Annotated in this window: 18 protein-coding genes; all 18 read right to left on the bottom strand. The window is 64.8% G+C overall.

From position 1 onward, the window contains the following. Window positions 1-6: 6 nt before the first annotated feature. The 18 genes from FJ956_RS18605 to mraZ all read right to left on the bottom strand — a co-directional run bounded on the left by FJ956_RS18605 (window position 7) and on the right by mraZ (window position 21,307). Entirely contained in the window at window positions 7-876 is an 870-nt protein-coding gene (locus FJ956_RS18605; RefSeq protein WP_140674721.1) for an outer membrane protein assembly factor BamD, read from the bottom strand. A 201-nt stretch (window positions 877-1,077) separates the two neighbouring features. After that, window positions 1,078-2,025 carry a UDP-3-O-acyl-N-acetylglucosamine deacetylase gene (lpxC, locus tag FJ956_RS18600; RefSeq protein ID WP_140674724.1) on the bottom strand — a complete coding sequence of 316 codons (948 nt, stop codon included), beginning with the start codon at window positions 2,023-2,025 and terminating at the stop codon, window positions 1,078-1,080. Window positions 2,026-2,404: 379 nt separating this feature from the next. Continuing rightward, on the bottom strand, window positions 2,405-4,066 hold the full coding sequence (gene ftsZ, locus FJ956_RS18595; protein ID WP_140674727.1) for a cell division protein FtsZ: 1,662 nt from the start codon (window positions 4,064-4,066) through the stop codon (window positions 2,405-2,407). A gap of 67 nt (window positions 4,067-4,133) precedes the next feature. Next, complete coding sequence (gene ftsA, locus FJ956_RS18590) at window positions 4,134-5,441, bottom strand: cell division protein FtsA (protein ID WP_140674730.1); 1,308 nt, start codon at window positions 5,439-5,441, stop codon at window positions 4,134-4,136. Beyond that, window positions 5,438-6,382 carry a cell division protein FtsQ/DivIB gene (locus tag FJ956_RS18585; protein WP_140674733.1) on the bottom strand — a complete coding sequence of 315 codons (945 nt, stop codon included), beginning with the start codon at window positions 6,380-6,382 and terminating at the stop codon, window positions 5,438-5,440. Before FJ956_RS18585 ends, ftsA begins: the two co-directional genes overlap by 4 nt. Beyond that, window positions 6,370-7,296, bottom strand: a complete 927-nt coding sequence (locus tag FJ956_RS18580) for a D-alanine--D-alanine ligase (RefSeq protein ID WP_140674736.1) — start codon at window positions 7,294-7,296, stop codon at window positions 6,370-6,372. Before FJ956_RS18580 ends, FJ956_RS18585 begins: the two co-directional genes overlap by 13 nt. 309 nt (window positions 7,297-7,605) lie before the next feature. After that, window positions 7,606-8,571: a UDP-N-acetylmuramate dehydrogenase gene (gene murB, locus FJ956_RS18575; RefSeq protein ID WP_140674739.1), complete on the bottom strand. Its 966-nt coding sequence runs from the start codon at window positions 8,569-8,571 to the stop codon at window positions 7,606-7,608. Beyond that, complete coding sequence (murC, locus tag FJ956_RS18570) at window positions 8,568-9,974, bottom strand: UDP-N-acetylmuramate--L-alanine ligase (RefSeq protein WP_140674742.1); 1,407 nt, start codon at window positions 9,972-9,974, stop codon at window positions 8,568-8,570. Before murC ends, murB begins: the two co-directional genes overlap by 4 nt. Next, on the bottom strand, window positions 9,971-11,095 hold the full coding sequence (gene murG / locus FJ956_RS18565) for an undecaprenyldiphospho-muramoylpentapeptide beta-N-acetylglucosaminyltransferase (RefSeq protein ID WP_140674745.1): 1,125 nt from the start codon (window positions 11,093-11,095) through the stop codon (window positions 9,971-9,973). Before murG ends, murC begins: the two co-directional genes overlap by 4 nt. Window positions 11,096-11,101: 6 nt before the next feature. Then, a complete protein-coding gene (ftsW, locus tag FJ956_RS18560; RefSeq protein WP_140674748.1) occupies window positions 11,102-12,253 on the bottom strand; it encodes a putative lipid II flippase FtsW in 1,152 nt (383 codons plus the stop codon). Next, window positions 12,253-13,656, bottom strand: coding sequence for a UDP-N-acetylmuramoyl-L-alanine--D-glutamate ligase (gene murD, locus FJ956_RS18555; RefSeq protein WP_140674751.1), 1,404 nt, complete (start codon window positions 13,654-13,656; stop codon window positions 12,253-12,255). The genes ftsW and murD overlap by 1 nt, the downstream gene beginning before the upstream one ends. A gap of 10 nt (window positions 13,657-13,666) precedes the next feature. Further along, the gene (mraY, locus tag FJ956_RS18550) at window positions 13,667-14,749 is read right to left on the bottom strand and encodes a phospho-N-acetylmuramoyl-pentapeptide-transferase (RefSeq protein ID WP_027168712.1); all 1,083 of its coding nucleotides are present in this window, start codon (window positions 14,747-14,749) and stop codon (window positions 13,667-13,669) included. A gap of 26 nt (window positions 14,750-14,775) precedes the next feature. Beyond that, a complete protein-coding gene (locus tag FJ956_RS18545) occupies window positions 14,776-16,209 on the bottom strand; it encodes a UDP-N-acetylmuramoylalanyl-D-glutamyl-2,6-diaminopimelate--D-alanyl-D-alanine ligase (RefSeq protein WP_140674754.1) in 1,434 nt (477 codons plus the stop codon). Next, window positions 16,206-17,660: a UDP-N-acetylmuramoyl-L-alanyl-D-glutamate--2,6-diaminopimelate ligase gene (locus FJ956_RS18540; protein WP_140674757.1), complete on the bottom strand. Its 1,455-nt coding sequence runs from the start codon at window positions 17,658-17,660 to the stop codon at window positions 16,206-16,208. Before FJ956_RS18540 ends, FJ956_RS18545 begins: the two co-directional genes overlap by 4 nt. A 54-nt stretch (window positions 17,661-17,714) precedes the next feature. After that, window positions 17,715-19,439: a penicillin-binding protein 2 gene (locus FJ956_RS18535; RefSeq protein ID WP_140674760.1), complete on the bottom strand. Its 1,725-nt coding sequence runs from the start codon at window positions 19,437-19,439 to the stop codon at window positions 17,715-17,717. After that, the gene (locus tag FJ956_RS18530; protein WP_140674763.1) at window positions 19,436-19,831 is read right to left on the bottom strand and encodes a hypothetical protein; all 396 of its coding nucleotides are present in this window, start codon (window positions 19,829-19,831) and stop codon (window positions 19,436-19,438) included. The genes FJ956_RS18535 and FJ956_RS18530 overlap by 4 nt, the downstream gene beginning before the upstream one ends. A 4-nt stretch (window positions 19,832-19,835) precedes the next feature. Beyond that, on the bottom strand, window positions 19,836-20,852 hold the full coding sequence (gene rsmH, locus FJ956_RS18525; protein ID WP_140674766.1) for a 16S rRNA (cytosine(1402)-N(4))-methyltransferase RsmH: 1,017 nt from the start codon (window positions 20,850-20,852) through the stop codon (window positions 19,836-19,838). Then, entirely contained in the window at window positions 20,849-21,307 is a 459-nt protein-coding gene (gene mraZ / locus FJ956_RS18520; RefSeq protein ID WP_140674769.1) for a division/cell wall cluster transcriptional repressor MraZ, read from the bottom strand. The genes rsmH and mraZ overlap by 4 nt, the downstream gene beginning before the upstream one ends. Window positions 21,308-21,577: the final 270 nt, after the last annotated feature.

Raw genomic sequence — 21,577 nt, 5'->3', positions numbered from 1 at the left:
CAAGCTTCAGGCGCCGGTGATCAGCTTCCCGGCCTTGGAAATCCACGATCCGGCATTTTCGCGCGGTTCAAGCCCGTTGCTCTGCAGGAGCTTGTAGGAATCCTTGTACCACGAGCTGTCCGGATAGTTGTGGCCGAGCACCGCCGCGGCCGTCTGCGCTTCCGAGGTCAGGCCCATCGCATAGTAGGACTCGGTCAAGCGCGCGAGCGCCTCCTCGACATGGCGGGTGCTGGAATAGTTTTCGACCACGGTGCGGAATCGCTTCACGGCGGCGATGTATTCGCGGCGCTCGAGATAGTAGCGGCCGATTTGCATCTCCTTGCCGGCGAGCTGGTCGCTTGCGAAACGGATCTTGTCCTTGGCGTCGCCGACATATTCGGAATTCGGCCAGCGCGTCACCAGATCCTGCATGGTCTGGATGGTCTGGCGCGCTTCCTTCTGGTCCTGGGTGACGTCCTTGATCTGCCGGTAATAGCAGAGCCCGATGATGTACTGCGCGTAGGCCGCGTCGTCTGTCGAGGGATAGAGGGTCAGGTAGCGCTTGGCCGAGCCTATCGCCTCGTCGTAGTTGCCGGCGCGATAATCGGCGAAAGCGCCCATCACCATCGATTTGCGGGCGAATTCGGAATAGGGATGCTGGCGGTCGACCGCGTCGAACTTCTTGCTCGCCTCATCGAGGCGGCCGGCATTCATATTGGCCAGGCCCTGGTTGTAGAGAACGTCGGCCGGTTCCGTCTGGTCGACATAGGTCGCCAGGTTGACGTCCTTCTCGGAGGACATGCAGGCCGACAGCACGAGCGCGGGAGCAATCACCGACAGCGCCAGCAAAACACCCCGACGCGGCGTTACCGATTGACCAACTCGCGAAAAAAACATGTTTGGATTCCGCCCCTTCGGCGTCGTTTCGGTCCGGGCCGAAGCCTTAAACCATTATCCCCTTGCCCGGCAACGCTATGTCCGGCCAATCGCACATTTTTGTGGCAAGCCGGCGCCATGGCCAAAGCCGCGCATTTTAGCAGCCCTGTGATGCAGCCATGCAACACAAACCAGACCACAAAGCCAGAAAACGGTTAAAAATCAGATCACCCAGGGTGCGTAGACCGGCCGGCTGACGGCGATCATCTCGGCGACGCGGCCGCGCTCGCGGCGCCGCGTTTCGACGATCTCGAAGGCCGTGTGGTCGGAAAGCAGCCGGCGTAGCGCCGAGGCGTTCATCCGGTGGCCGCCGCGATAGGAGCGGAAGCAGCCGATGAAGCGCGCGCCGGCCAGCGCCAGGTCGCCCATCGCATCGAGCGTCTTGTGGCGGGCGAATTCATTGGGATAGCGTAACCCGCCGACATTGATGACGCGGTTGTCGTCGCCGATGACCAGCGAGTTTTCCAGCGAGGAGCCAAGCGCGTAACCGGCGGCCCAAAGCCTCTCGACGTCCTTCATGAAGCCGAAGGTCCGCGCCCGCGCGATGTCGCGGCGGAAGATGTCGGGATTGATGTCGGAAGCGAATTGCTGGCGGCCGATCGCCGGGCTCTCGAAATCGATCTCGACCTCGAACCGCGTGCCGTCATAGGGGCGGAACTCCGCCCAGGACGCACCGGCTTCCACCCGCACCGGCTTGACGACGCGGATGTAGCGACGCTTCACCGGCAGCGTCTCGATGCCGGCCTGGTCGATGGCTTCGACGAAGGCCATGGCGCTGCCGTCGAGGATAGGGACTTCCGAACCGTCGATCTCGATGATGAGGTTGTCGATGCCAAGACCGAACACGGTGGCCATCAGATGCTCGACGGTGCCGATATGCTTGCCGGCCGGATCGCCAAGCATGGTGCAGAGATCCGTGGCGCCGACTTCGGCGACCAGGGCGCGGAACTCCCGGGCTTCGCCGCCGTTCGAAAGATGGAAGACGATGCCCGTGTCGGCATCGGCCGGCAGGAAATGAACGGTGACGGTTTTGCCGCTATGAACGCCGATGCCAGCCAGCGTCGCGCGCGATCTCAATGTCGTCTGATAGTCGTGCAAGAGTAACCCCATACGCCCAAAATGCCTGCGTCCGCTCCAACGGCCTTGGGTATCTTGCAGCCAGTTGGATGGTCTGGCGCTCGCACAAAGGCGGCAAAATAAGCAAGAGCATGCGGCTCTGGTATGATCGGCAGGCAGGGCTACGCCCCGAATCCCTGCAAACCGACTTTAGTCCGTGGCGAAGATAATGACCCGCTTTGGAGACTCCAAATCACGGTTTCTTTCCCCCTGTAACTACGGGATCATGTCAGAAACAGCTCATAACACGCTGTTTTTAATGCATTTTGTAAAAGCAACAGGCAGACGATCTCTCGTCTGCCTGTTAACAACCGTCATATATTGTCGACGATCGGCGGTTCGCCGTGTCAACGATCGGCGGTTCGCCGTATCGTCAGTTGGCCTGGCGGCGCAGGAAAGCCGGGATTTCCAGCTGGTCGTCTTCCTGGACCGTGCGGGCCTGCGGCGTCAGCCGGCCCTGATCGTCGAGCTGGCCGCGGCGCGGCGCGTAGAGCGCAGGATCCTGGCTGGCGAGGCGGCGCATCTCCGGCGCGGCCTGGCGCAGCTTCGGCTCGCGCGGCTGCGCCGGCTGGAGCCGGGCCGGCTCTTCCTCGCGGCGGGTCAGGCCGTTGGTCAGCCGCTTGATCAGTCCCATCGGACCGCTGTTCTCATGGTCCGCCGGCCGGGTCTTGGCTTCGACTTCAGCCCTTACCACCGGCGGAAAGTCCTCCACGCGCGGCATGCGCTGCGGGGCCGCGGCCATCGGCTGCGACATCTCGCGCTGCGGCGCGGGCTGCTGCATGACCTGCTGCGGCACCACCGGCTGCGGCTGCGGCTGGGCCGGCGGGGCCTGGAAGATCTTGCTCTGCGGCCGGAAGTCGTCGACCGGCATGGCACGCGGCTGCGCCATGGCGGCGGCGTTCGCCTCGGCAAGCTGGATCGCCTCGGCGACTGGATCGGCCGCGCGCGGCTCGTAGGCCTGCGGCTGAACCGGCGCGGGACGGATTTCAGCGGCCAGAGCCGCCGCCGGGCGGGCGGCCGGCTTCTGCGGCGCGCGGATCGAGATCGGCGCAGCCGCGATTTCGGCCGCCGATTTGTCGATGCCGGTGGCGACGACCGACACGCGGATCACGCCTTCCAGCTCCTCGTCGAAGGTGGCGCCCAGGATGATGTTGGCGTCCTGGTCGACCTCCTCGCGGATGCGGGTCGCTGCTTCATCCACCTCGAACAGGGTGAGGTCGCGGCCGCCGGTGATCGAGATCAGCAGGCCCTTGGCGCCCTTCATCGAGGTCTCGTCGAGCAGCGGATTGGCGATCGCGGCTTCCGCGGCGGCCATCGCGCGGCCCTCGCCCGAAGCCTCGCCCGTGCCCATCATCGCCTTGCCCATCTCGCGCATCACCGAACGGACGTCGGCGAAGTCGAGATTGATCAGGCCTTCCTTGACCATCAGGTCGGTGATGCAGGCGACGCCCGAATAGAGCACCTGGTCGGCCATGGCGAAAGCATCGGCGAAGGTGGTCTTGTCATTGGCCAGCCGGAACAGGTTCTGGTTGGGGATGACAATCAGGGTGTCGACGCATTTCTGCAGCTCCTCGATGCCCATGTCGGCCGTCTTCATGCGGCGCTGGCCCTCGAAATGGAACGGCTTGGTGACGACGCCGACGGTGAGGATGCCTTTCTCGCGCGCCGCGCGGGCAACGACCGGAGCGGCGCCCGTGCCGGTGCCGCCGCCCATGCCGGCGGTGACGAAGCACATATGGGTGTTGGAGAGATGATCGATGATCTCATCGATGCACTCTTCCGCCGCCGCGCGGCCGACTTCCGGCTGCGAGCCGGCGCCGAGGCCTTCGGTGACATGCGCGCCGAGCTGGATCAGCCGCTCGGCCTTCGACATGGTCAACGCCTGCGCGTCGGTGTTGGCCACCACGAACTCGACGCCGCGCAGGCCGGCTGTGATCATGTTGTTCACGGCATTGCCGCCGCCGCCGCCGACACCGAACACGGTGATGCGGGGCTTGAGCTCGGTGATGTCCGGCTTCTGCAGATTGATGGTCATTGTCTCCGTCCTTTGCCTTTCCCGCCGCCTCGCCGCTGCGGCCGCCTATGGGGCTGTCCCCGTCAAATTAAAAACTGTCTCTCAACCACTGACTCATGCGATGCAGTTTTCCGCCCGTTCCGGTCATCCTGAAACCGGAAAGTCCTTTCGCCGAATGGCTCTCGAAGCTCGCCATCTGCGGATAGATCATCAGTCCGACCGGGGTCGAGAACGCCGGCCCCTTGGCCGCTTCAGGCAGGCCCGCGACGCCCAGCGGACGGCCGATGCGCACATTGCGCCCGAGGATGCGGCGCGCCGCTTCCGGCAGGCCGGAGAGCTGGCTGGCGCCGCCGGTGAGCACGACGCGCTTGCCGACGGCATTGCCGTAGCCGGACTTGTTCAGCCGGTCACGCAGAAGCTCCAATGTCTCGTCGATGCGGGCGCGGATGATGCGCGTCATCACCGAGCGCGGAATCTGCAGCGGCACATCGCCCTCCTCGCCGATCGGCTGGATCGAGACGAGGTCGCGGTCGTCGGCGCTGCCGGGCAGCGCCGAGCCATGCATGACCTTCAGCCGCTCCGCCGCATCGAGCGAGGTCGACAGGCCCTTCGCCATGTCGAGCGTCACATGGTTGCCGCCGATGGCGATGGCGTCGCCATGGACGAACTTGCCTTCCGAGAACACCGAGATGGTCGTCGTGCCGCCGCCCATATCGATGCAGGCGGCGCCCATTTCGAGCTCGTCGTCGACCAGCGAGGCAAGCCCGCTGGCATAGGGCGTTGCCACCATGCGCTCGACCGACAGGTGCGAGCGGTTGATGCAAAGCTCAAGGTTGCGCATCGGCGCGGCATCGCCGGTCAAGACATGCATGTCGACGCCAAGCGCATCGCCCACCATGCCGCGCGGGTCGCGCATGCCGCGCTCGCCATCGAGCGAGAAACCGACGGGCAGCGAATGGATCACCTCGCGCTCGGCCCGCAGCGCCTGCTTGGCGCCGGCGGCGAGCACGCGCTTGATGTCGACGTCCTCGACCTGGTGACCGCCGAGATTGATCGTCGCCGAGAAGGCTTCGCTCTTCAGCCGGCCGGCCGTCATGTTGACGATGAGGGAATCGACCGTGAGCCCGGCCATGCGCTCGGCCGCATCGACGGCAAGCCGGATGGCATGCTCGGCGCGATCGAGATCCACCACCACGCCGGACTTCACGCCTTGCGACTTCTGGTGGCCGATGCCGATCACCTGGATGCGATGCGAACGTCCGCGCAAGAGCTTGCCGTCCTCGTTCGGCTTGAGCTTCGCCACGACGCAGCAAACCTTGCTGGAGCCGACATCGAGCACCGTGAGCGTGCCCGACCGGCGCGAAGAAGCGTCACCGCCGCCGCCAAGCCAGCTCATATCTTTCTCTCCACCTTGCGCTTGGCCAGGTTCTTCGGCTTTTCGCTGAGCGCGGCTTCGCGCTGCGTCGCCGCTTCCGGCGAAAGCTCCACGACCAGCCGGTCGGGGAGCCGCATGTCGACGGCGGCGATGTCGCGCGTCAGCAGCCCGTTGTCATGGTCGATCTTGACGAGCTCGGCGATCGCCTGGTCCTCGTCGTCTTCCGGCAGCTTGATCGTGATGCCGTTCTCAAGCCTCAGGTCCCAGCGGCGCTCGCCGACACGGATGTAACCTTTGACCCGCGCCGCCAGCGCGGGGTAGCGCTCGATCTTGGCGAGAAAGGCCGGCGCCATGGCCGGCGCGCCCGTGCCGATGATCAGCGGGAGCAGCGCCTGCTTGCCACCCGAGAACGGCGCGATCATCTCGCCCGACCGTTCGATGACCGAAACCGAATTGCCCTGCTGCCAGAGCGCGAAGGGCTCGCGTTCCTCGATGCGCACTTCAAGCGTATGCGGGTAGATTTTGCGTACCGCCGCAGCCTCGACCCAGGGCAGCGTCGCGATGCGCTCGCGCGCCGCTTCGGCATCGAAGCCGATCAGCGAGGTCCAGCCGTCGAGGCCGAGCCGGTCCAGCACATCGATCTCGGACGTCTGGCGATTGCCGACCACCTTGATCTGATCGACGGCAAAACCGGTGCGGGCCGTGATGCCCTGCACGATGCTGTCGGTGTAGCCGCCAAGATAGGCGCCATAGGCGCTGCTGGATGCGATCAACGCAGCGGAAAGGATCGCCGCCGAAAAGCGCGGCGCCTCATACTCGCCGCCGCATAGGCGCGCCAGCACGCGCATCGGCCGGCGGAGCTGACGCGGCAATACGAAACGGTCGAATGACAGCGACATGCCGAACAGCGCGGAACCAGCAGCGCCACCGCCATTACCCTGTCCCCACCTCAACGCAGACACGAAGCGTCCTCCACCATCCAACTCAACAAATCGCCGAACGAGTGTCCCGCTTGCGCGGCGATTTCAGGCACCAGAGACGTCGGCGTCATGCCCGGCTGAGTGTTGACCTCGAGCCAGACAACCTCGCCGTTTTCGGAGTGACGGTCGTCGTAACGGAAGTCCGATCGGGAAACGCCCCGGCAACCAATGGCAAGATGAGCCTTGAGGGCCAGTGTCTGTATTTTTTGGTAAATATTCGGTGAAATTTTAGCAGGGATTTCGTGTTTTGATCCGCCGGGAACGTATTTTGAATCGTAGTCGTAGAAGGAATGCCCAGTCGGAATGATCTCGCAGACGCCGAGCGCCACGTCGCCCATCACCGCGCAGGTCAATTCGCGCCCATGGATGTAGCGCTCGACCATGACGGTCTCGCCATACTGCCACTCGGTCGAGCCGATCACCTGAGGCGGATGCGACTGCCCCTCATGCACGATGACCACGCCGAAGCTCGATCCCTCATTGACCGGCTTGACCACATAAGGCGGCCTCATCGGATGCTTGTTCTGGACGGCGAAGCGATTGACCACCTTGGATTCCGCGACCGGAACGCCGGACGCCTTGGCAACCTTCTTGGCCTGCTCCTTGTTCATGGCCAGCGCCGAAGCGAGCACACCCGAATGGGTGTAGGGAATTCCGAGATATTCGAGAATTCCCTGAATGGTACCGTCCTCGCCGAACGGACCGTGCAGCGCGTTGAAGGCGACATCAGGCTTGAGCTCGGCAAGCACAGACCCGACATCGCGCGAAACATCGACACGGGTGACCTGATAACCTTCATTCTCGAGCTCATCCGCACACGCCTTCCCCGAGGACAGAGACACGGGCCGCTCCGAGGAGAATCCACCCAGAAGGACAGCCACATGCTTGTTCTTCATTCCCGTCATCCCCTCTCACGCCGGGCCTGCAACCGATATTCCCGCACCGCATTCCCGAGCATTGAGTCCGAGTCTTCCGGCAGGTTGCCCCAGACGGAAAACGCGACTGAACGCGTCGGACGACTCAAATCAGGAAACGCTTTAGGGCAGAGAATCAGAGAGTTGATTCGCTGGCAAGTGCCTATGATTCCGAGAGATTCACTTTCCGCGAAAACTGCCGCAAAAAGTGAATTGTGAGTCTTTAAGGCAACGGTTTTGCGGCCATTTCAGACGATGGAAGTTCAAGTATCACATGAACTTCAGTCCAAGCTAGAGGAGCTGCCCGAGGAACTCCTGCACCGCGTGATCCGGCCGGAAATTGCCAAGGCGCTTGATCTCCCAGTGCAGCCGGATGCCGGAGTTCTCGAGCACCCGCGCCCGCACCGTCTCGCCGAGATATTCGAGGTCGTACCCCGTCGCCGTGCCGGTGTTGATCATGAAGTTGCAATGCATCGGCGACATCTGCGCGCCGCCGATCATCAGCCCGCGGCAGCCCGCCTTGTCGATTTCCTTCCAGGCCGAGGTGCCTTCCGGATTCTTGAAGGTCGAGCCGCCGGTTTTCTCGCGGATCGGCTGCACCGTCTCGCGGTGGTTCTGCACGGCATCCATCGCCGCTTTGATCGCCGCCTTGTCCTCGGCAAAGCCTTCGAAGATCGCCGAGGTGAAGATCAGGCCGGCGGGCGCGGACGAATGGCGATAGGCATAGCCCATATCGGCATTGCTGAGCGTATGGAGATTGCCCTTGCGGTCTAGCGCCCTCACCTCGACGACCCGCTCGCGCGTCTCGACGCCGTTGGCGCCGGCATTCATGCGCAGCGCGCCGCCTACGGCGCCGGGAATGCCGTGGTAGAAATGGAAGCCGCCGATGCCGGCCTCATAGGCAACCGCCGCGAGGCGCTTGTCGGGCGTAGCAGCGCCTGCCTTGATCGTGGTCGGCCCGGTGGCCTCGGCCTCGCCGAAACCCTTGGCCGAGAGCCTGACGACGAAGCCGGGAATGCCGCCGTCGCGCACCAGGAGGTTCGAGCCGACGCCGACCACCATGACCGGCACCTCTTCCGGCACCGCGCGCAGGAAGGCCGCCAGGTCTTCCTCGTCGGCCGGCTGGAACAGCGCCTCGGCCAGGCCGCCGGCCCGGAACCAGGTGATCTTGTCCATCTCCGCGTTCGGCGTGATACGGCCGCGCAGGCCGGAAAGCTTGTGGCCGAGCTTGTCGATCAGGTCCTGGCCGCGCATCATGAGGGCGTCCCACCCAGTTCCTTGGGCAGCGCATAGGCCCATTGCGTGATGTTGCCGGCGCCGAGGAAGACGACGAAGTCGCCGGGCTTGGCAAGCGCGCGGATGGCTGGCGCGATTGCCGCCGCGCCATCGACATAGCGCGCGTCGCGATGGCCGCCCGAGCGGATGCGCGACACCAGCGCGTCGGAGGTCACGCCTTCGATGGGTTCCTCGCCGGCCGCATAGACCGGCGCCACCATCACCGTGTCGGCGTCGTTGAAGCAGACCGAGAATTCCTCGAAGAGATCATGCAGGCGGGTGAAGCGATGCGGCTGCGCGATGGCGATGACACGTCCCTTGGTGGCGCTGCGCGCGGCCTTCAGCACCGCCGCGATCTCGACCGGATGGTGGCCGTAGTCGTCGAAAACCTCGACGCCGTTCCACGAGCCGGTATGGGTGAAGCGCCGCTTGACGCCGGCGAAGGACGACAGGCCCTTCTTGATCGCCTCGGCCGAGAGACCAAGCTCATGCGCCACCGCGATCGCCGCCGTCGCGTTGGCGACGTTATGCAGGCCCGGCATCGGCAGGCGCAGGTCCTTTATCGAAGTCGTGCCCCGCCCCTTGCGATCGCGGATCACGACATCGAATTCGGAGATCGCGCCCTGCATGCGGTGGTTGGTGAAGCGCACATCGGCCTGCGCGTTCTCGCCATAGGTGATGACGCGCCGGTCCTCGATGCGGCCGACCAGCGCCTGCACTTCCGGATGGTCGGTGCACATCACGCCGAAGCCGTAGAACGGCACGTTCTCGACGAACTGGCGGAATGCCTCGCGCACCTTGTCGAAGCTGCCATAGTGGTCGAGGTGCTCGGGATCAATGTTGGTGACGACGGCGATGTCGGCCGGCAGTTTTAGGAAGGTGCCGTCGCTCTCGTCGGCTTCGACCACCATCCACTCACCATCGCCCATGCGCGCATTGGTGCCATAGGCGTTGATGATGCCGCCATTGATGACGGTCGGGTCGAGCCCGCCCGATTCGAGCAGCGTCGCCACCATCGAGGTCGTCGTCGTCTTGCCATGCGTGCCGCCGATGGCGACCGCCTGGCGGAAGCGCATCAGCTCGGCCAGCATCTCGGCGCGACGCACGATCGGCAGCAGCTTCTCGCGCGCGGCTTTCAGTTCCGGGTTGGACTTCTTGATCGCGGTCGAAACGACCACGACTTCGGCGTCGCCGAGATTCTCGGCCTTGTGGCCGACGAAGCATTCGATGCCCTTGTCGCGCAGCCGCTGCACATTGGCGCCGTCGGCCTGGTCGGACCCTTGCACCTTGTAGCCGAGATTGTGCAGCACTTCGGCGATGCCGCTCATGCCGATGCCGCCGATGCCGATGAAATGCACAAGGCCGATCGTCTGCGGCATCTTCATGCGCGCGTCCTCCTGTAGTCCGAAACCGTTTTGCCGGACGCAATAGCCTCTGTCAGATCGGCGAGCAACCGCGCCGCGTTCGGTTTCCCGGCCGAGCGGGCGGCGGCGGCCATGGTCGCCAGCCGGTTCGGGTCCTTGATCAGCCCACCGACCAGCTCGGCGATCCGCTCCGCCGACAGCGTCGATTGCGGGTGAAGCTCGGCGCCGCCGGCGGCGGCAAGGGCCGCGGCATTCGCCGCCTGGTCGTGGTCGAGCGCGTGCGGATAAGGCACCAGCAGAGCCGGCCGGCCGATGACGGCGATTTCCGAAACGGTCGAGGCGCCCGAGCGCGACATCACCAGATGCGCCGCCGCCATGCGCGCCGCCATGTCGGTGAAGAAAGGCGAAACCTGCGCGTCGACGCCGAGTTCGGCATAGGCGGCCTTCACCCGCGCCACATCCTCGGCGCGCGCCTGCTGGGTGATCGCCAGCCGCTTGCGCTGGTCTTGCGGCAAAAGCGCGATCGCCGCTGGAACCGCATCGGAAAAGAACTGCGCGCCCTGGCTGCCGCCGAACACCAGGAAACGGAACGGCTCGCCCTCGTTCGGTACCACGTAAGGCGTTTTCGCTGCCTCGAGGACCTGCGGCCTGACCGGATTGCCGGTGGTCACCGTCTTTGCGCCGTCAGCGCTGGCGCCCTCCGGCAGGAAGCCGCCGGCAATCGCATCCACGCGGCTGGCAAGCGCCTTGTTGGCGCGGCCCATGACGGCGTTCTGCTCATGGATCAGCGTCGGCACTCTTCGCCTTGTCGCCGCATAGAGCGGCGGCAGCGTCGGATAGCCGCCGAAGCCGACGACCGCTTCCGGCTTGATCCTGGCGATTACCCGGCCGGCCTCCCGCACGCCCTGCCAGATCTTCCAGAAGGCCGAGAGCATGGCGACCGGGTTCTTCGAACCCAGCGTGGCCGAGGGGATCGTGTGAATGTCGGTTGCCGGGAAATGGCGGGAATAGCGCTCGGCGCGATGGTCGGTGGCGAGATGCACCTTCCAGCCGCGTTCGATCAGCTCATGCGCCAGCGCTTCGGCCGGAAACAGATGTCCGCCCGTTCCGCCGGCTGCAAGCAGGATGACACCCTTCGCCATCCTGCCTCATTCCGCCGGCATTGCGCGCTGCGAGAGGACGAAGCCCATCTGCTTGCGCTTTTCCGGACGCTTGCGCGTCAATGCGAGCACCATGCCCATCGAGACGGCGATGGCGATCTGCGAGGAGCCGCCATAGGAGATGAAGGGCAGCGTCATGCCCTTGGCCGGCATCAGCTGCAAGTTCACGCACATGTTGATGGCCGATTGCAGGCCGAAGACGGTGACGAGGCCGCCGACCGCATAGCGGGTGAAATCGTCCTGCTCCTTGAGCGCAATGCTCAAGCCGCGCAGCACGATGAAGGCGAAGATCGACATGATGAAGAAGCACATGATGAGGCCGAACTCCTCGCCCGCGACCGAGAAGACGAAGTCAGCGTGGCTGTCGGGGATGACCCGCTTCACCGTGCCCTCGCCCGGGCCGACGCCGAACCAGCCGCCATTGATCAGCGCCTCGCGGCCCATATCGACCTGGAAGGTGTCGCCTTCGCCGGTCATGAACTTGTCGATGCGCGCGGCGACGTGCGGAAAAACCGTATAGGCCGCGAACACGCCGCCGACGCCGGCAGCGCCCAGCGCTACGATCCAGAACCAGGGCAAGCCGGCCATGAAGAACATCACGCCCCAGGTGCCCAGCACCAGCATGGTCTGGCCGAGATCGGGCTGCGCCACCAGAAGCGAGATGACCAGCGCAAGCAAAAGCATGGCGAACAGATTGCCGGGAATGTCGGGCTGACGCCTGTGCTCCGCAAAGAGCCAGGCGCAGATGATGACGAAGGCCGGTTTCAGGAATTCGGACGGCTGGATCGAAAGGCCGGCGAGCGACACCCAGCGCCGCGCCCCCTTTACCTCGACGCCGATGTAGAGCACTGCCACCATCAGCACCAGCATGATGCAGATCATCACCAGCGACATGCGCCTTATCTGCCGCGCCTCCAGGAAAGAGACCGCCAGCATCACGATAAGCGCCGGGATGGTGAAGATGATCTGGCGCGTGGCGAAGTGGAAGCTGTCGAGGCCGATGCGCTCGGCCACCGCCGGGCTTGCGGCGAAGGACAGCACGATACCCAGTCCCATCAGCGACAGGAATGCCGCCAGGAACCAGCGATCGATCGTCCACCACCAGGTGGCGACAGGACTTTTGTCGAGACGGCTTTGCATCAACGTGGCCCTCCGATGGGTTTCACACCATCAATAGCAGTCGCAGCTTGCCTGAAGGCTTCGCCGCGAACCTCGAAATTCTTGAACTGGTCGAAACTGGCGCAGGCCGGCGAAAGCAGCACCACGGCCTCGCCGCCGGTGTCCTTTGCCGCGTCGTTGGCGGCATGCTCAACCGCCGCCGCAAGCGTTCCCGATATCTCGTAAGGCACCGCCTCGCCGAGCGTCGCCGCAAAGGCGGGCGCCGCCTCGCCGATCAGATAGGCCTTGGCGATGCGCGGGAAGAAGCCGCGCAGCGGCTCGATGCCGCCTTCCTTGGGCAGGCCGCCGGCGATCCAGTAGATACGGTTGGCGAAGCTCGACAGCGCGGGCGCTGCCGCATCGGCATTGGTCGCCTTGGAATCGTTGACGAACAGCACATGGTCCTTGCGGCCGACCTGCTCCATGCGGTGCGCCAGCCCGGGGAAGCTTTCGAGCCCGGCCTGGATCTCGCCGAGATCGAGCCCGACCTTCAGGCAGGCGACGACGGCGGCCAGCGCGTTCTGCGCATTGTGCTGGCCGCGCAGCGAGCCGATGCCTTCGAGGAAGGCGACGCGGCTGTAGCGGCCGTGCACGGCTTCCATCAGATTGGTGCCGTCGGCGAAATAGCCGTCGGTCAAAGGCAGGCGCTTGGAAATGCGGATGACCTGCCGGCCGGCGCGCTCCAGGCGGTCGGCGATCTGGGCGCACCAGGAATCGTCGACGCCGACGATCGCCGTGTCTGAGCCGGCAACCAGCCGCTCCTTGATCGAGGCGTAATGCGCCATCGTGCCGTGCCGGTCGAGATGGTCCGGCGTCAGGTTGAGCAGGATGCCGGCGGTCGGATTGATCGAGGGCGCGAGATCGATTTGGTAGGACGAGCACTCGACCACATAATGCCGTGCCGGCTCGGGCGGATCGAGCGTCATGATCGCTCGGCCGATATTGCCGCCCATCTGCGTGTCGCGGCCTGCCGACTTCACGATATGCGCCGTCAGAGCCGTCGTCGTGGACTTGCCGTTGGTGCCGGTGATCGCGATGAAGGGTGCAGCCGGCGCGCGGCTGATGCGCTCGCGGCAGAACAGCTCGATATCGCCGATCACCTCGACGCCGGCGCCGCGCGCCAGCTCCACCGTCCAATGCGGCTTCGGATGCGTCAGCGGCACCCCTGGCGACAACACGAAGGCGGCGAAAAGCGGCCAGTCGGCGGCGCGCAGATCTCCGGTCGTAATCCCCGCGGCCGCTGCCTTGGCGACGCTGTCTGGATTGTCGTCCCAGGCCAGCACCTCGGCGCCGCCGGCGATCAGCGCATGCGCGGTGGCGATCCCCGAGCCGCCAAGCCCGAAGAGCGAAACGCGTTTGCCGGAAAAGGAAGCGGCGGGGATCAAGCGGCGAGTCCTATCTGAGCTTGAGGGTGGAAAGGCCGACCAGCGCCAGGATGACGGCAATGATCCAGAAGCGTATCACCACCTGGCTTTCGGTCCAGCCGAGCTTTTCGAAATGGTGATGGATCGGCGCCATCAGGAAGACCCGCTTGCCGGTCATCTTGAAATAGCCGACCTGGATGATGACCGACAGGATCTCGACCACGAACAGGCCGCCGACGATGACCAGCACGATCTCGTGCTTGGTGGCGACCGCGATGGTGCCGATCAGCCCACCCATCGCCAGCGAGCCGGTGTCGCCCATGAAGATCGCGGCCGGCGGCGCGTTGAACCAGAGGAAGCCGAGGCCGGCGCCGATCACCGCGCCGAGCACGACGGCGAGTTCGCCGGTGCCGGGCACGAAATGGATCTGCAGGTATTCGGCGAAGACCGCGTTGCCCGACAGGTAGGCGATGACGCCGAAGGACGCCGCCGCGATCATGATCGGCACGATCGCCAGGCCGTCGAGGCCGTCGGTCAGGTTCACCGCATTGCCGGCGCCGACGATGACGAAGCAGGAGAACGGGATGAAGAACCAGCCGAGGTTGACGAGGAATTCCTTGGCGAAGGGGAAGGTCAGCGACGACGAGAACGGGGCCTGGCCATTGTGCATGATCACCCACGCGGCGATGGCCGCGATGACGAACTCGATCGCCAGGCGCGCCTTGCCGGAGAAGCCCAGATGCGACTGCTTGGTGACCTTGAGATAGTCGTCGTAAAAGCCGATCGAGCCGAAGCCGACGGTGACCAGCAACACGACCCAGACATAGATGCTGGAAAGGTTTGCCCATAAAAGCGACGAGCCGATGATGCCGGACAGGATCATCAGCCCGCCCATGGTCGGCGTTCCGGCCTTCTTGAAATGGGTCTGCGGGCCGTCGGCGCGGATCGGCTGGCCCTTGCCTTGCCGCAGGCGCAGCGAATTGATGATCGTCGGCCCGAAGATGAAGACGATCAGCGCCGACGTGATCAGCGCGCCGCCGGTGCGAAAAGTGATGTAGCGGAAGACGTTGAAGAACGAGATCTTGTCCGCGAAATCGACGAGCAGTGTGAACATGGTCTTTCCGTCCCCCGGAATCCGACCTAGGTCGGCTTAATGTTTGTGGCTTCCGCCGGAAATTTGCCGAGCAATGCCTCGACCAGCTTTGAAAACCCGATGCCTTTCGACGATTTGACCATCACCACGTCGCCGGGCCTGAGTGTGGAGATCACGATTGGCTTCAGTTCTTCCGCTCCCGATCGATACTCGGTTGCGATGTCTGACGGCAGGACGTCAGCCAGCGCCCGCATCTCCGGACCGCCGAGAAAGACGTTGTGCGTGCCCGTGCCGACGATCAGCCCGGCAAGCGCCGCGTGGAGCTTCGCCGAATGGCTGCCGAGCTCCAGCATGTCGCCGAGCACGGCGATACGCCGGCCCTCACCCGAAACCGGCGTGGCGTTGAGCAGCGCCATGGCCGCCGCCATCGACGCCGGATTGGCGTTGTAGCTCTCGTCGATCAGCGTGATCGGCCCGTTGGGATGATGCAGGACATGGCGTCGGCCCCGCCCGCGCTCGGCCGACAGATCGGCCAGCGCAGCCGCGACCTTGTCGACATCGGCACCGACCAGTTGCGCGGCGCCGAGCACGGCCAGCACGTTCTGCACGATATGGCGGCCAGGCGCCCCGACACGGGCGGTCAGGTCCTTCTTGCCGATCTTGACGGCGATGTCGGAATGGTCGGCATGAAGCTCGCAGCCGACAAGGCGGAACGCCGAACGGGGATTTTCGCCGAAGCCGAAGACATGCTCGACCCCCGCCTCTTTCGCCATTTTCCCGAGCAGCTTCCAGCGTGGATCGTCGCGGTTGAGCAGCGCGGCGCCGCCGGGCTCGATCCCCTCGAAAATCTCGGCCTTGGCCGTGGCGATCTCGTCGAGATTCTTGAAGAAGCCGAGATGGGCGGCGGCAATGATCGTCACGATAGCGACATGCGGCCTGACCATCTTGACCAGCGGCCTGATCTCGCCCGGATGGTTCATGCCGATCTCGAAAACCGCATAGTCGCAGTCCTGCGGCATGCGCGCCAGCGTCAGCGGCACGCCCCAATGGTTGTTAAACGACTGCGCCGAGGCGTGCACCTTGCCGACCGCCGACAGCACATGGCGCAGCGCTTCCTTGGTGGTCGTCTTGCCGGCCGAGCCGGTGACCGCGATGATCCTGGCCTTCGAGCGGGCGCGGGCGGCCACACCGAGCTTCTCGAGAGCCGCAAGCACGTCCTGCACGACGATCATCGGCGCCGTCAGCCGACCGAGCGAGGGCAGCTTGCCCTCGGCGACGACCAGCACGGCCGCTCCGGCCTTGACCGCCGCTGTCGCGAAATCATGGCCGTCCATCGCCTCGCCCTTGATGGCGAAGAAGGCGTCTCCGGGCGCAAGGCTACGGCTGTCGATCGAAATGCCGCTGATGCCCTCCGGCAGCGAGCCGATCGGCCTGCCGCCCATGGCTTCGACCAGTGCTTCCGATGTCCACAGCAACCTCATGCGGCGCGCTCCTTGAGCGCCTCGCGCACTTCCTCATGGTCGGAGAAGTGGAAGGTTTCGGAGCCGACGGTCTGGCCTTCCTCATGTCCCTTGCCGGCGACGATGAGCGTGTCGCCGGCGCGAAGCATCGCGACCGCCTCGTGGATCGCCTTGCGGCGATCGCCGATCTCGATGGCGCCGGGTGCCGCGGCGAGGATCGCCACGCGGATGGTTTCGGGCACTTCGGTGCGCGGGTTGTCGTCTGTGACGATAACGATATCGGCGAGCCGTGTCGCGATCTCGCCCATGATCGGCCTTTTTCCCCGGTCGCGGTCGCCGCCGCAGCCGAACACCACGACGACGCGGCCTGTGGTGAAAGGTCGGACCGAGGTCAGCACATTCTCCAGCGCATCCGGCTTGTGGGCATAGTCGACATAAACCGGAGCGCCGGCCGCGGTGGTGCCGACGAGGTCGAGCCGGCCCGGCGCGCCCTTCAATTTCTCCAATGCCGCCAAGGCTTTGCCCGCGGGCGTTCCAGTTGCAATGGCAAGGCCGGCCGAGACCAGCGCGTTGGCGATCTGGAAATCGCCGGCCAATGGCAGGTCGACCTCGTGCAGCACGCCGTCCGCCACGATTTCGGCGCGCTGGCGATGGCGCTCATGCTCGACCCGCTTCAGCGTCAGGAAATCGCCATGGCGGCCGACGGTCAGCACCTTCAGGCCCGCCGCCTTCGCGGCCTTGATCGTGGGCTCCGACCATGGGTCGTCGGCAAAGACGATCGCGGGCGCGCCCTTCGGCAGCAACGTATCGAACAGGCGCAGCTTGGCGCGGTGATAATCCTCGACCGTCGGATGATAATCCATGTGGTCGCGGCCAAGATTGGTGAAAGCGCCGGCCGCGAGCTTCACGCCGTCGAGGCGGCGCTGGTCGAGACCATGGCTCGAGGCTTCCATCGAGGCGTGGGTGACGCCTGCATCCGCCAGTTCCTTGAGCAATCGGTGCAGCGCCACCGGATCGGGCGTCGTCAGCGAGCCATATTCGTTGCGGCCGGGCGCCACGACACCGGTCGTGCCGATCGAAGCGGCGGCAAAACCCGCCTGCTCCCAGATCTGGCGGGTGAAGGCGGCGACGGATGTCTTGCCGGCGGTGCCGGTGACGGCAACCATGGTCTGCGGCTGGCGTCCGAAGAAGCGCGCCGCGCTGAGCGCCAGCGCCAGGCGCGGATCATCGACGGCAAGGACCGGGATCGACAGGCCGGAGACGGTCGCGCCCCTGCCGGTGACGATCGCCGCGGCGCCTCGGGCCGCGGCATCGGCCGCATAGGTCGAGCCATCGGCCTTGCTGCCGGCAAGCGCGAAGAAGACGACGCCGGTCTTGACCGAGCGGGAATCGGAGGAAAGTCCGGTCACCTCCAGATCGGGGGAAGCTGTTCCCTCGACAGGCAGGATGCCGGCTAGATCTTTTAGATGCATTGAGTCCCGTTCACCGCAACAAAATAGCGCGCAGTTGCCGGCGCGCCCCAAGAATCACTGATAGGAAACCAGCGTTGCACCATTTTCATGGCTGAAATCTGGCTTCACGCCAAGCATGGCGGCCGCGCGTCTGATGATGTTGCCGGCCATGACCCCAGCATTGTTGGCGGCGACGTCGGTCATCCCGGGCTTTTCAGGATGCGGGGCGTCGGCGATCGTGAACACCAGAAATTGCGGATCGTCCATCGGGAAGGCGGCGACGAAGGTGTTGAAATTCAAGTCCTTGGAGTAGCGGCCGTTGATGACCTTCTCGGCCGTTCCGGTCTTGCCGCCAACGCGGTAACCGGGGACCCTGGCATTTCTGGCCGAGCCCTTCTCGGCGTTCAGCGTATAGAGATAGCGCATGCCTTCGACCGTCTTGTCGCTGACCACTTTCTTGGCCACCGCCATTGCATCCTGCTCGCTGCGAACCAGGAATGTCGGCTCGATCAGATAGCCCTGCATCAGCGCCGCGCAGCCGACGGCGGCCTGCAGCGGCGTCGTCGACACGCCATGGCCGAAGGCGATGGTGAACGAATTGACCTGTTTCCAGACCTTGGGTTCGGTTGGGCGGGCGACTTCCGGCAGTTCGGTCTGCATCCTGTCCAGAATGCCGAGGCGGTGCAGGAATTCGCGGTGCCCCTCGATGCCGACCAGTTCGGCCTCCCTGGCCGACCCGATATTGGACGAATAGAGGAACACTTCCGGCAAGGACAGCACCCGGTTCTTGCCATGGAAATCGTGGATGGCCTGATGACCCACCCGGATCGGATGCGACGCGTCGAAACGGCTGTTCATCGTCGCCTTGCCGGAATCGAGCGTCATGGCCGAGGTGAAGCTCTTGAAGGTCGAGCCCATCTCGTAGAGGCCCGCCGACATGCGGTTCAGCCGGTCTTTTTCCTGCGCATTGTAAGGATTGTTCGGGTCGAAGTCCGGCACCGAGGCCATGGCCATCACTTCGCCCGTCTTGATGTTCAGCACGACGGCGCCGGCGCCCAATGCGCGATAGCGCTCCAGGCCGGCGGCGATCTCGTCGCGCACCACATGCTGGACGCGCAGATCGATCGAAAGCTTGACCGGCTTGAGATCCTTGGCCACGGCCAGGCCCGACGCCTGCAGGTCGCTCAGCCCCTGCTCGTCGATATACTTCTCCATGCCGGAGATGCCCTGGTTGTCGATGTTGGTGAGGCCGACGATGTAGGACGAGGTCTCACCGCTCGGATAGAAGCGGCGCTTTTCGGTGCGGAAGCCGAGGCCGGGAACGCCGAGCGCCATGATGTCGGACTGCTGCTTCGGCGTCAGCTGCCGCTGCAGCCAGACGAAGCCGGCGCCGCTCTTGAGCTTGCGATAGGTCTGCTCGTAATCGATCTCGGGCAGCACCGTCGAGAGTTTCTCGATCGCCTCGTCGGCGTCGACGATGCGGCGCGGCTCGGCAAACAGCGACGCCGTCTTGATGTCGGTCGCCAGCACCTCGCCATTGCGATCCACGATATCCGGACGCGATGCCGTGACCCGGTTCTCCGGGCCGCCCGAAAGATCGGGATTCTGCATGCCGAGATAGACGAGCCTGCCGGCAATGGTCGAATAGATGGTGAAGAACACCGCCATCGTCATGACGATGCGCGTCCTTGCCTTGCCGCCAGTCGCCTTGCGTGCCGCATCGACGACGATCGAGCCATCCTCTGCCTGCTTCTTCCGGCGCTTCAGCAGATCGCCGATCCTTGGAAGCCCGCCGATCATTGAACGGTGCTCCCGGTAACCACCGGATCCTTGCCTTCAGATGGCTCCTTCCCCGAATTGTCGGCCAAGCCGCCAAGCCGCTGCGAGGAGAGATCCTCGATGGTCAGGGGTTTCACAGGGATGTCGTCGAGGCTGCCGATCTGGTGCGCGTTGACCGGTTCGAGCCCGAGCTGGCTCTTGTAGACATCGGCAAGCTTCTGCAGCCGCGACGGCTGGGTGAGCAGGCTCCAGTCCGCCTTGAGGAGATCGATCGTCTCTTCCTCGTAGTGGATTTGAGCCTGGATCTTCTGCACAGCCGCCTGTTGCTCTTCGGCTTCGCGCTTCGTCTTGTAGGTCAGGGCGGCGGCCGAGACCATGACGGCGATCAGGACTATGTCGCTGGTACGAAACACGTGCTCACCTCTCTCCCGGCCGCTCGACGGCGGGAAGCTTTGGAAGGCCGAAAATCGAAAAGTCGCCGGCGCGCGCCGGGGCATCGGTGCGTATCGCCGCGCGCAGCCTGGCCGAGCGCGCGCGCGGATTGGCCTCCGTCTCGGCCTCTCCCGGCGTCACGCCGCCGCCGGCCTTGCGGAAGGTGGCAATGCGCACGGGCGCGTCAGGCATATGCCGCGAGCCGCTGGCTGCTTCGGAACGGTCGGCGATGAAGCGCTTGACGATGCGGTCTTCAAGCGAATGGAACGTCACCACGGCAAGCCGTCCGCCGGGTTTCAGCGCCCGCTCGGCGGCCAGCAGCGCTCTTGCCAGTTCACCAAGCTCGTCGTTGACGAAGATGCGCAGCGCCTGGAAGACGCGCGTGGCCGGATGGATCTTGTCCTTCGGCCCTCTTCCGATATGCGTTTCGATGGCGTCGGCGAGATCGAGCGTGCGCTCGAAAGGCTTCTTGTCGCGCCGGCTTTCGATCATGCGCGCGATGCGGCCGGCATGGCGCTCCTCGCCGAGAAAGCCGAAGATGCGCGCAAGGTCGCCGACCTTGAAGGTGTTGACGACATCGGCGGCGGAGAGACCCGCCTGGGCCATGCGCATGTCGAGCGGCCCGTCGGCGCGAAAGGAAAAGCCGCGCTCCGCCTGGTCGAGCTGCATGGAGGAAACACCGATGTCGAGCACCACGCCGTCGGCGCTATCGACATGCTCGTCCAGCGTCGAGAACGGCGCCTGGACAAGCCTCAGCCTGCCGCCGGCCTGTCGTTCGAGCGCCCTGCCCGCCGCGATTGCGTCCGGGTCGCGGTCGATGGCAACGACAGAAGCGCCGCGATCGAGGATGGCGCTGGTATAGCCGCCGGCGCCGAATGTCCCGTCGACGATCGTCTCGCCGGCCTTCGGCGCAAGCGCGTCGAGCACCTCGGCAAGGAGGACCGGAATGTGACGGGCCAGTCCGCCAACGGCGTGAGGGTCATCGCCGTGGCCAGCCATCATTCCGATCGCTCCCCGGCCTTCGTCCCCTGCCGAAGCTGCAAAAGCCTGGCCCGCGCCTGCGCCCCATAGGCGGCAAGCCGTCCCGGCTCCCAGACTTGAAAGAAATTGCCGCGGCCGACAAAGGCCACCTCGTTCGAGATGCCCGTATGCTCGCGGATGAAATCGGTCATGGTGATGCGGCCGTCCTGGTCCAGCTTTAGAAATGTCCCGTCGCCATGGCAGAAGAACGACATGTCGTCCGCCGTCTGCAGGAACGGGTCCTCCAGCGCGATCCGCTGCTCGTAGCGGTCGAGCAGGTCGAGCCCACCGACATCCATCGCCGGCAGGTCCAGGCAACGCAGCGCGTAAAGCTCGGAATAGCCGCGTTTCTGCACCACGGCGCGGAAATGCGCCGGAACGGACACCCGCCCCTTCGCATCGATCCTGCTCACCGTGTTTGACAGAAACCGGTCCAATAAACTCTACAGCCGCTGGCGCCGCTGCACCCCTCATGTTGTTCTCCGCGCCCTCGCCGCGCTTGCGGCAAATCGCTTCATTCACCGGGGCGAAAATCGACAAACGCGCAGCCGCCGCGGCTGCCCGATTGGCGTACGCTTCACCCTGACGCGGAACGAAAGCTTGATGCGAATGGGATATCATGGGGTATTATGGGCGTCAACGGGAATAGGTATCACAAACACGCGCACTACAACCACAAAGCGCAGGCTGAAGGCACGTCTCGTCTT

Origin of the sequence: Mesorhizobium sp. B2-4-3 (genome assembly GCF_006442815.1) — a bacterium.
Classification (GTDB): domain Bacteria; phylum Pseudomonadota; class Alphaproteobacteria; order Rhizobiales; family Rhizobiaceae; genus Mesorhizobium.
The sequence above is the reverse complement of the archived record's forward strand: the minus strand, read 5'-3'. Positions and strand labels throughout refer to the sequence as shown.

Excerpts from the sequence above, each read along its gene's own strand:
- ftsZ (WP_140674727.1), bottom strand. The coding sequence starts at position 4,066 with ATGACCATCAATCTGCAGAAGCCGGACATCACCGAGCTCAAGCCCCGC.
- ftsA (WP_140674730.1), bottom strand. The coding sequence starts at position 5,441 with ATGAGCTGGCTTGGCGGCGGCGGTGACGCTTCTTCGCGCCGGTCGGGC.
- mraY (WP_027168712.1), bottom strand. The coding sequence starts at position 14,749 with ATGTTCACACTGCTCGTCGATTTCGCGGACAAGATCTCGTTCTTCAAC.
- FJ956_RS18540 (WP_140674757.1), bottom strand. The coding sequence starts at position 17,660 with ATGCATCTAAAAGATCTAGCCGGCATCCTGCCTGTCGAGGGAACAGCT.
- FJ956_RS18545 (WP_140674754.1), bottom strand. The coding sequence starts at position 16,209 with ATGAGGTTGCTGTGGACATCGGAAGCACTGGTCGAAGCCATGGGCGGC.
- murB (WP_140674739.1), bottom strand. The coding sequence starts at position 8,571 with ATGATGCGCGGCCAGGACCTGATCGACAAGCTCGGCCACAAGCTTTCC.
- murC (WP_140674742.1), bottom strand. The coding sequence starts at position 9,974 with ATGAAGATGCCGCAGACGATCGGCCTTGTGCATTTCATCGGCATCGGC.
- rsmH (WP_140674766.1), bottom strand. The coding sequence starts at position 20,852 with ATGATGGCTGGCCACGGCGATGACCCTCACGCCGTTGGCGGACTGGCC.
- FJ956_RS18605 (WP_140674721.1), bottom strand. The coding sequence starts at position 876 with ATGTTTTTTTCGCGAGTTGGTCAATCGGTAACGCCGCGTCGGGGTGTT.
- lpxC (WP_140674724.1), bottom strand. The coding sequence starts at position 2,025 with ATGGGGTTACTCTTGCACGACTATCAGACGACATTGAGATCGCGCGCG.
- murG (WP_140674745.1), bottom strand. The coding sequence starts at position 11,095 with ATGGCGAAGGGTGTCATCCTGCTTGCAGCCGGCGGAACGGGCGGACAT.
- FJ956_RS18580 (WP_140674736.1), bottom strand. The coding sequence starts at position 7,296 with ATGAAGAACAAGCATGTGGCTGTCCTTCTGGGTGGATTCTCCTCGGAG.
- ftsW (WP_140674748.1), bottom strand. The coding sequence starts at position 12,253 with ATGCAAAGCCGTCTCGACAAAAGTCCTGTCGCCACCTGGTGGTGGACG.
- FJ956_RS18535 (WP_140674760.1), bottom strand. The coding sequence starts at position 19,439 with ATGATCGGCGGGCTTCCAAGGATCGGCGATCTGCTGAAGCGCCGGAAG.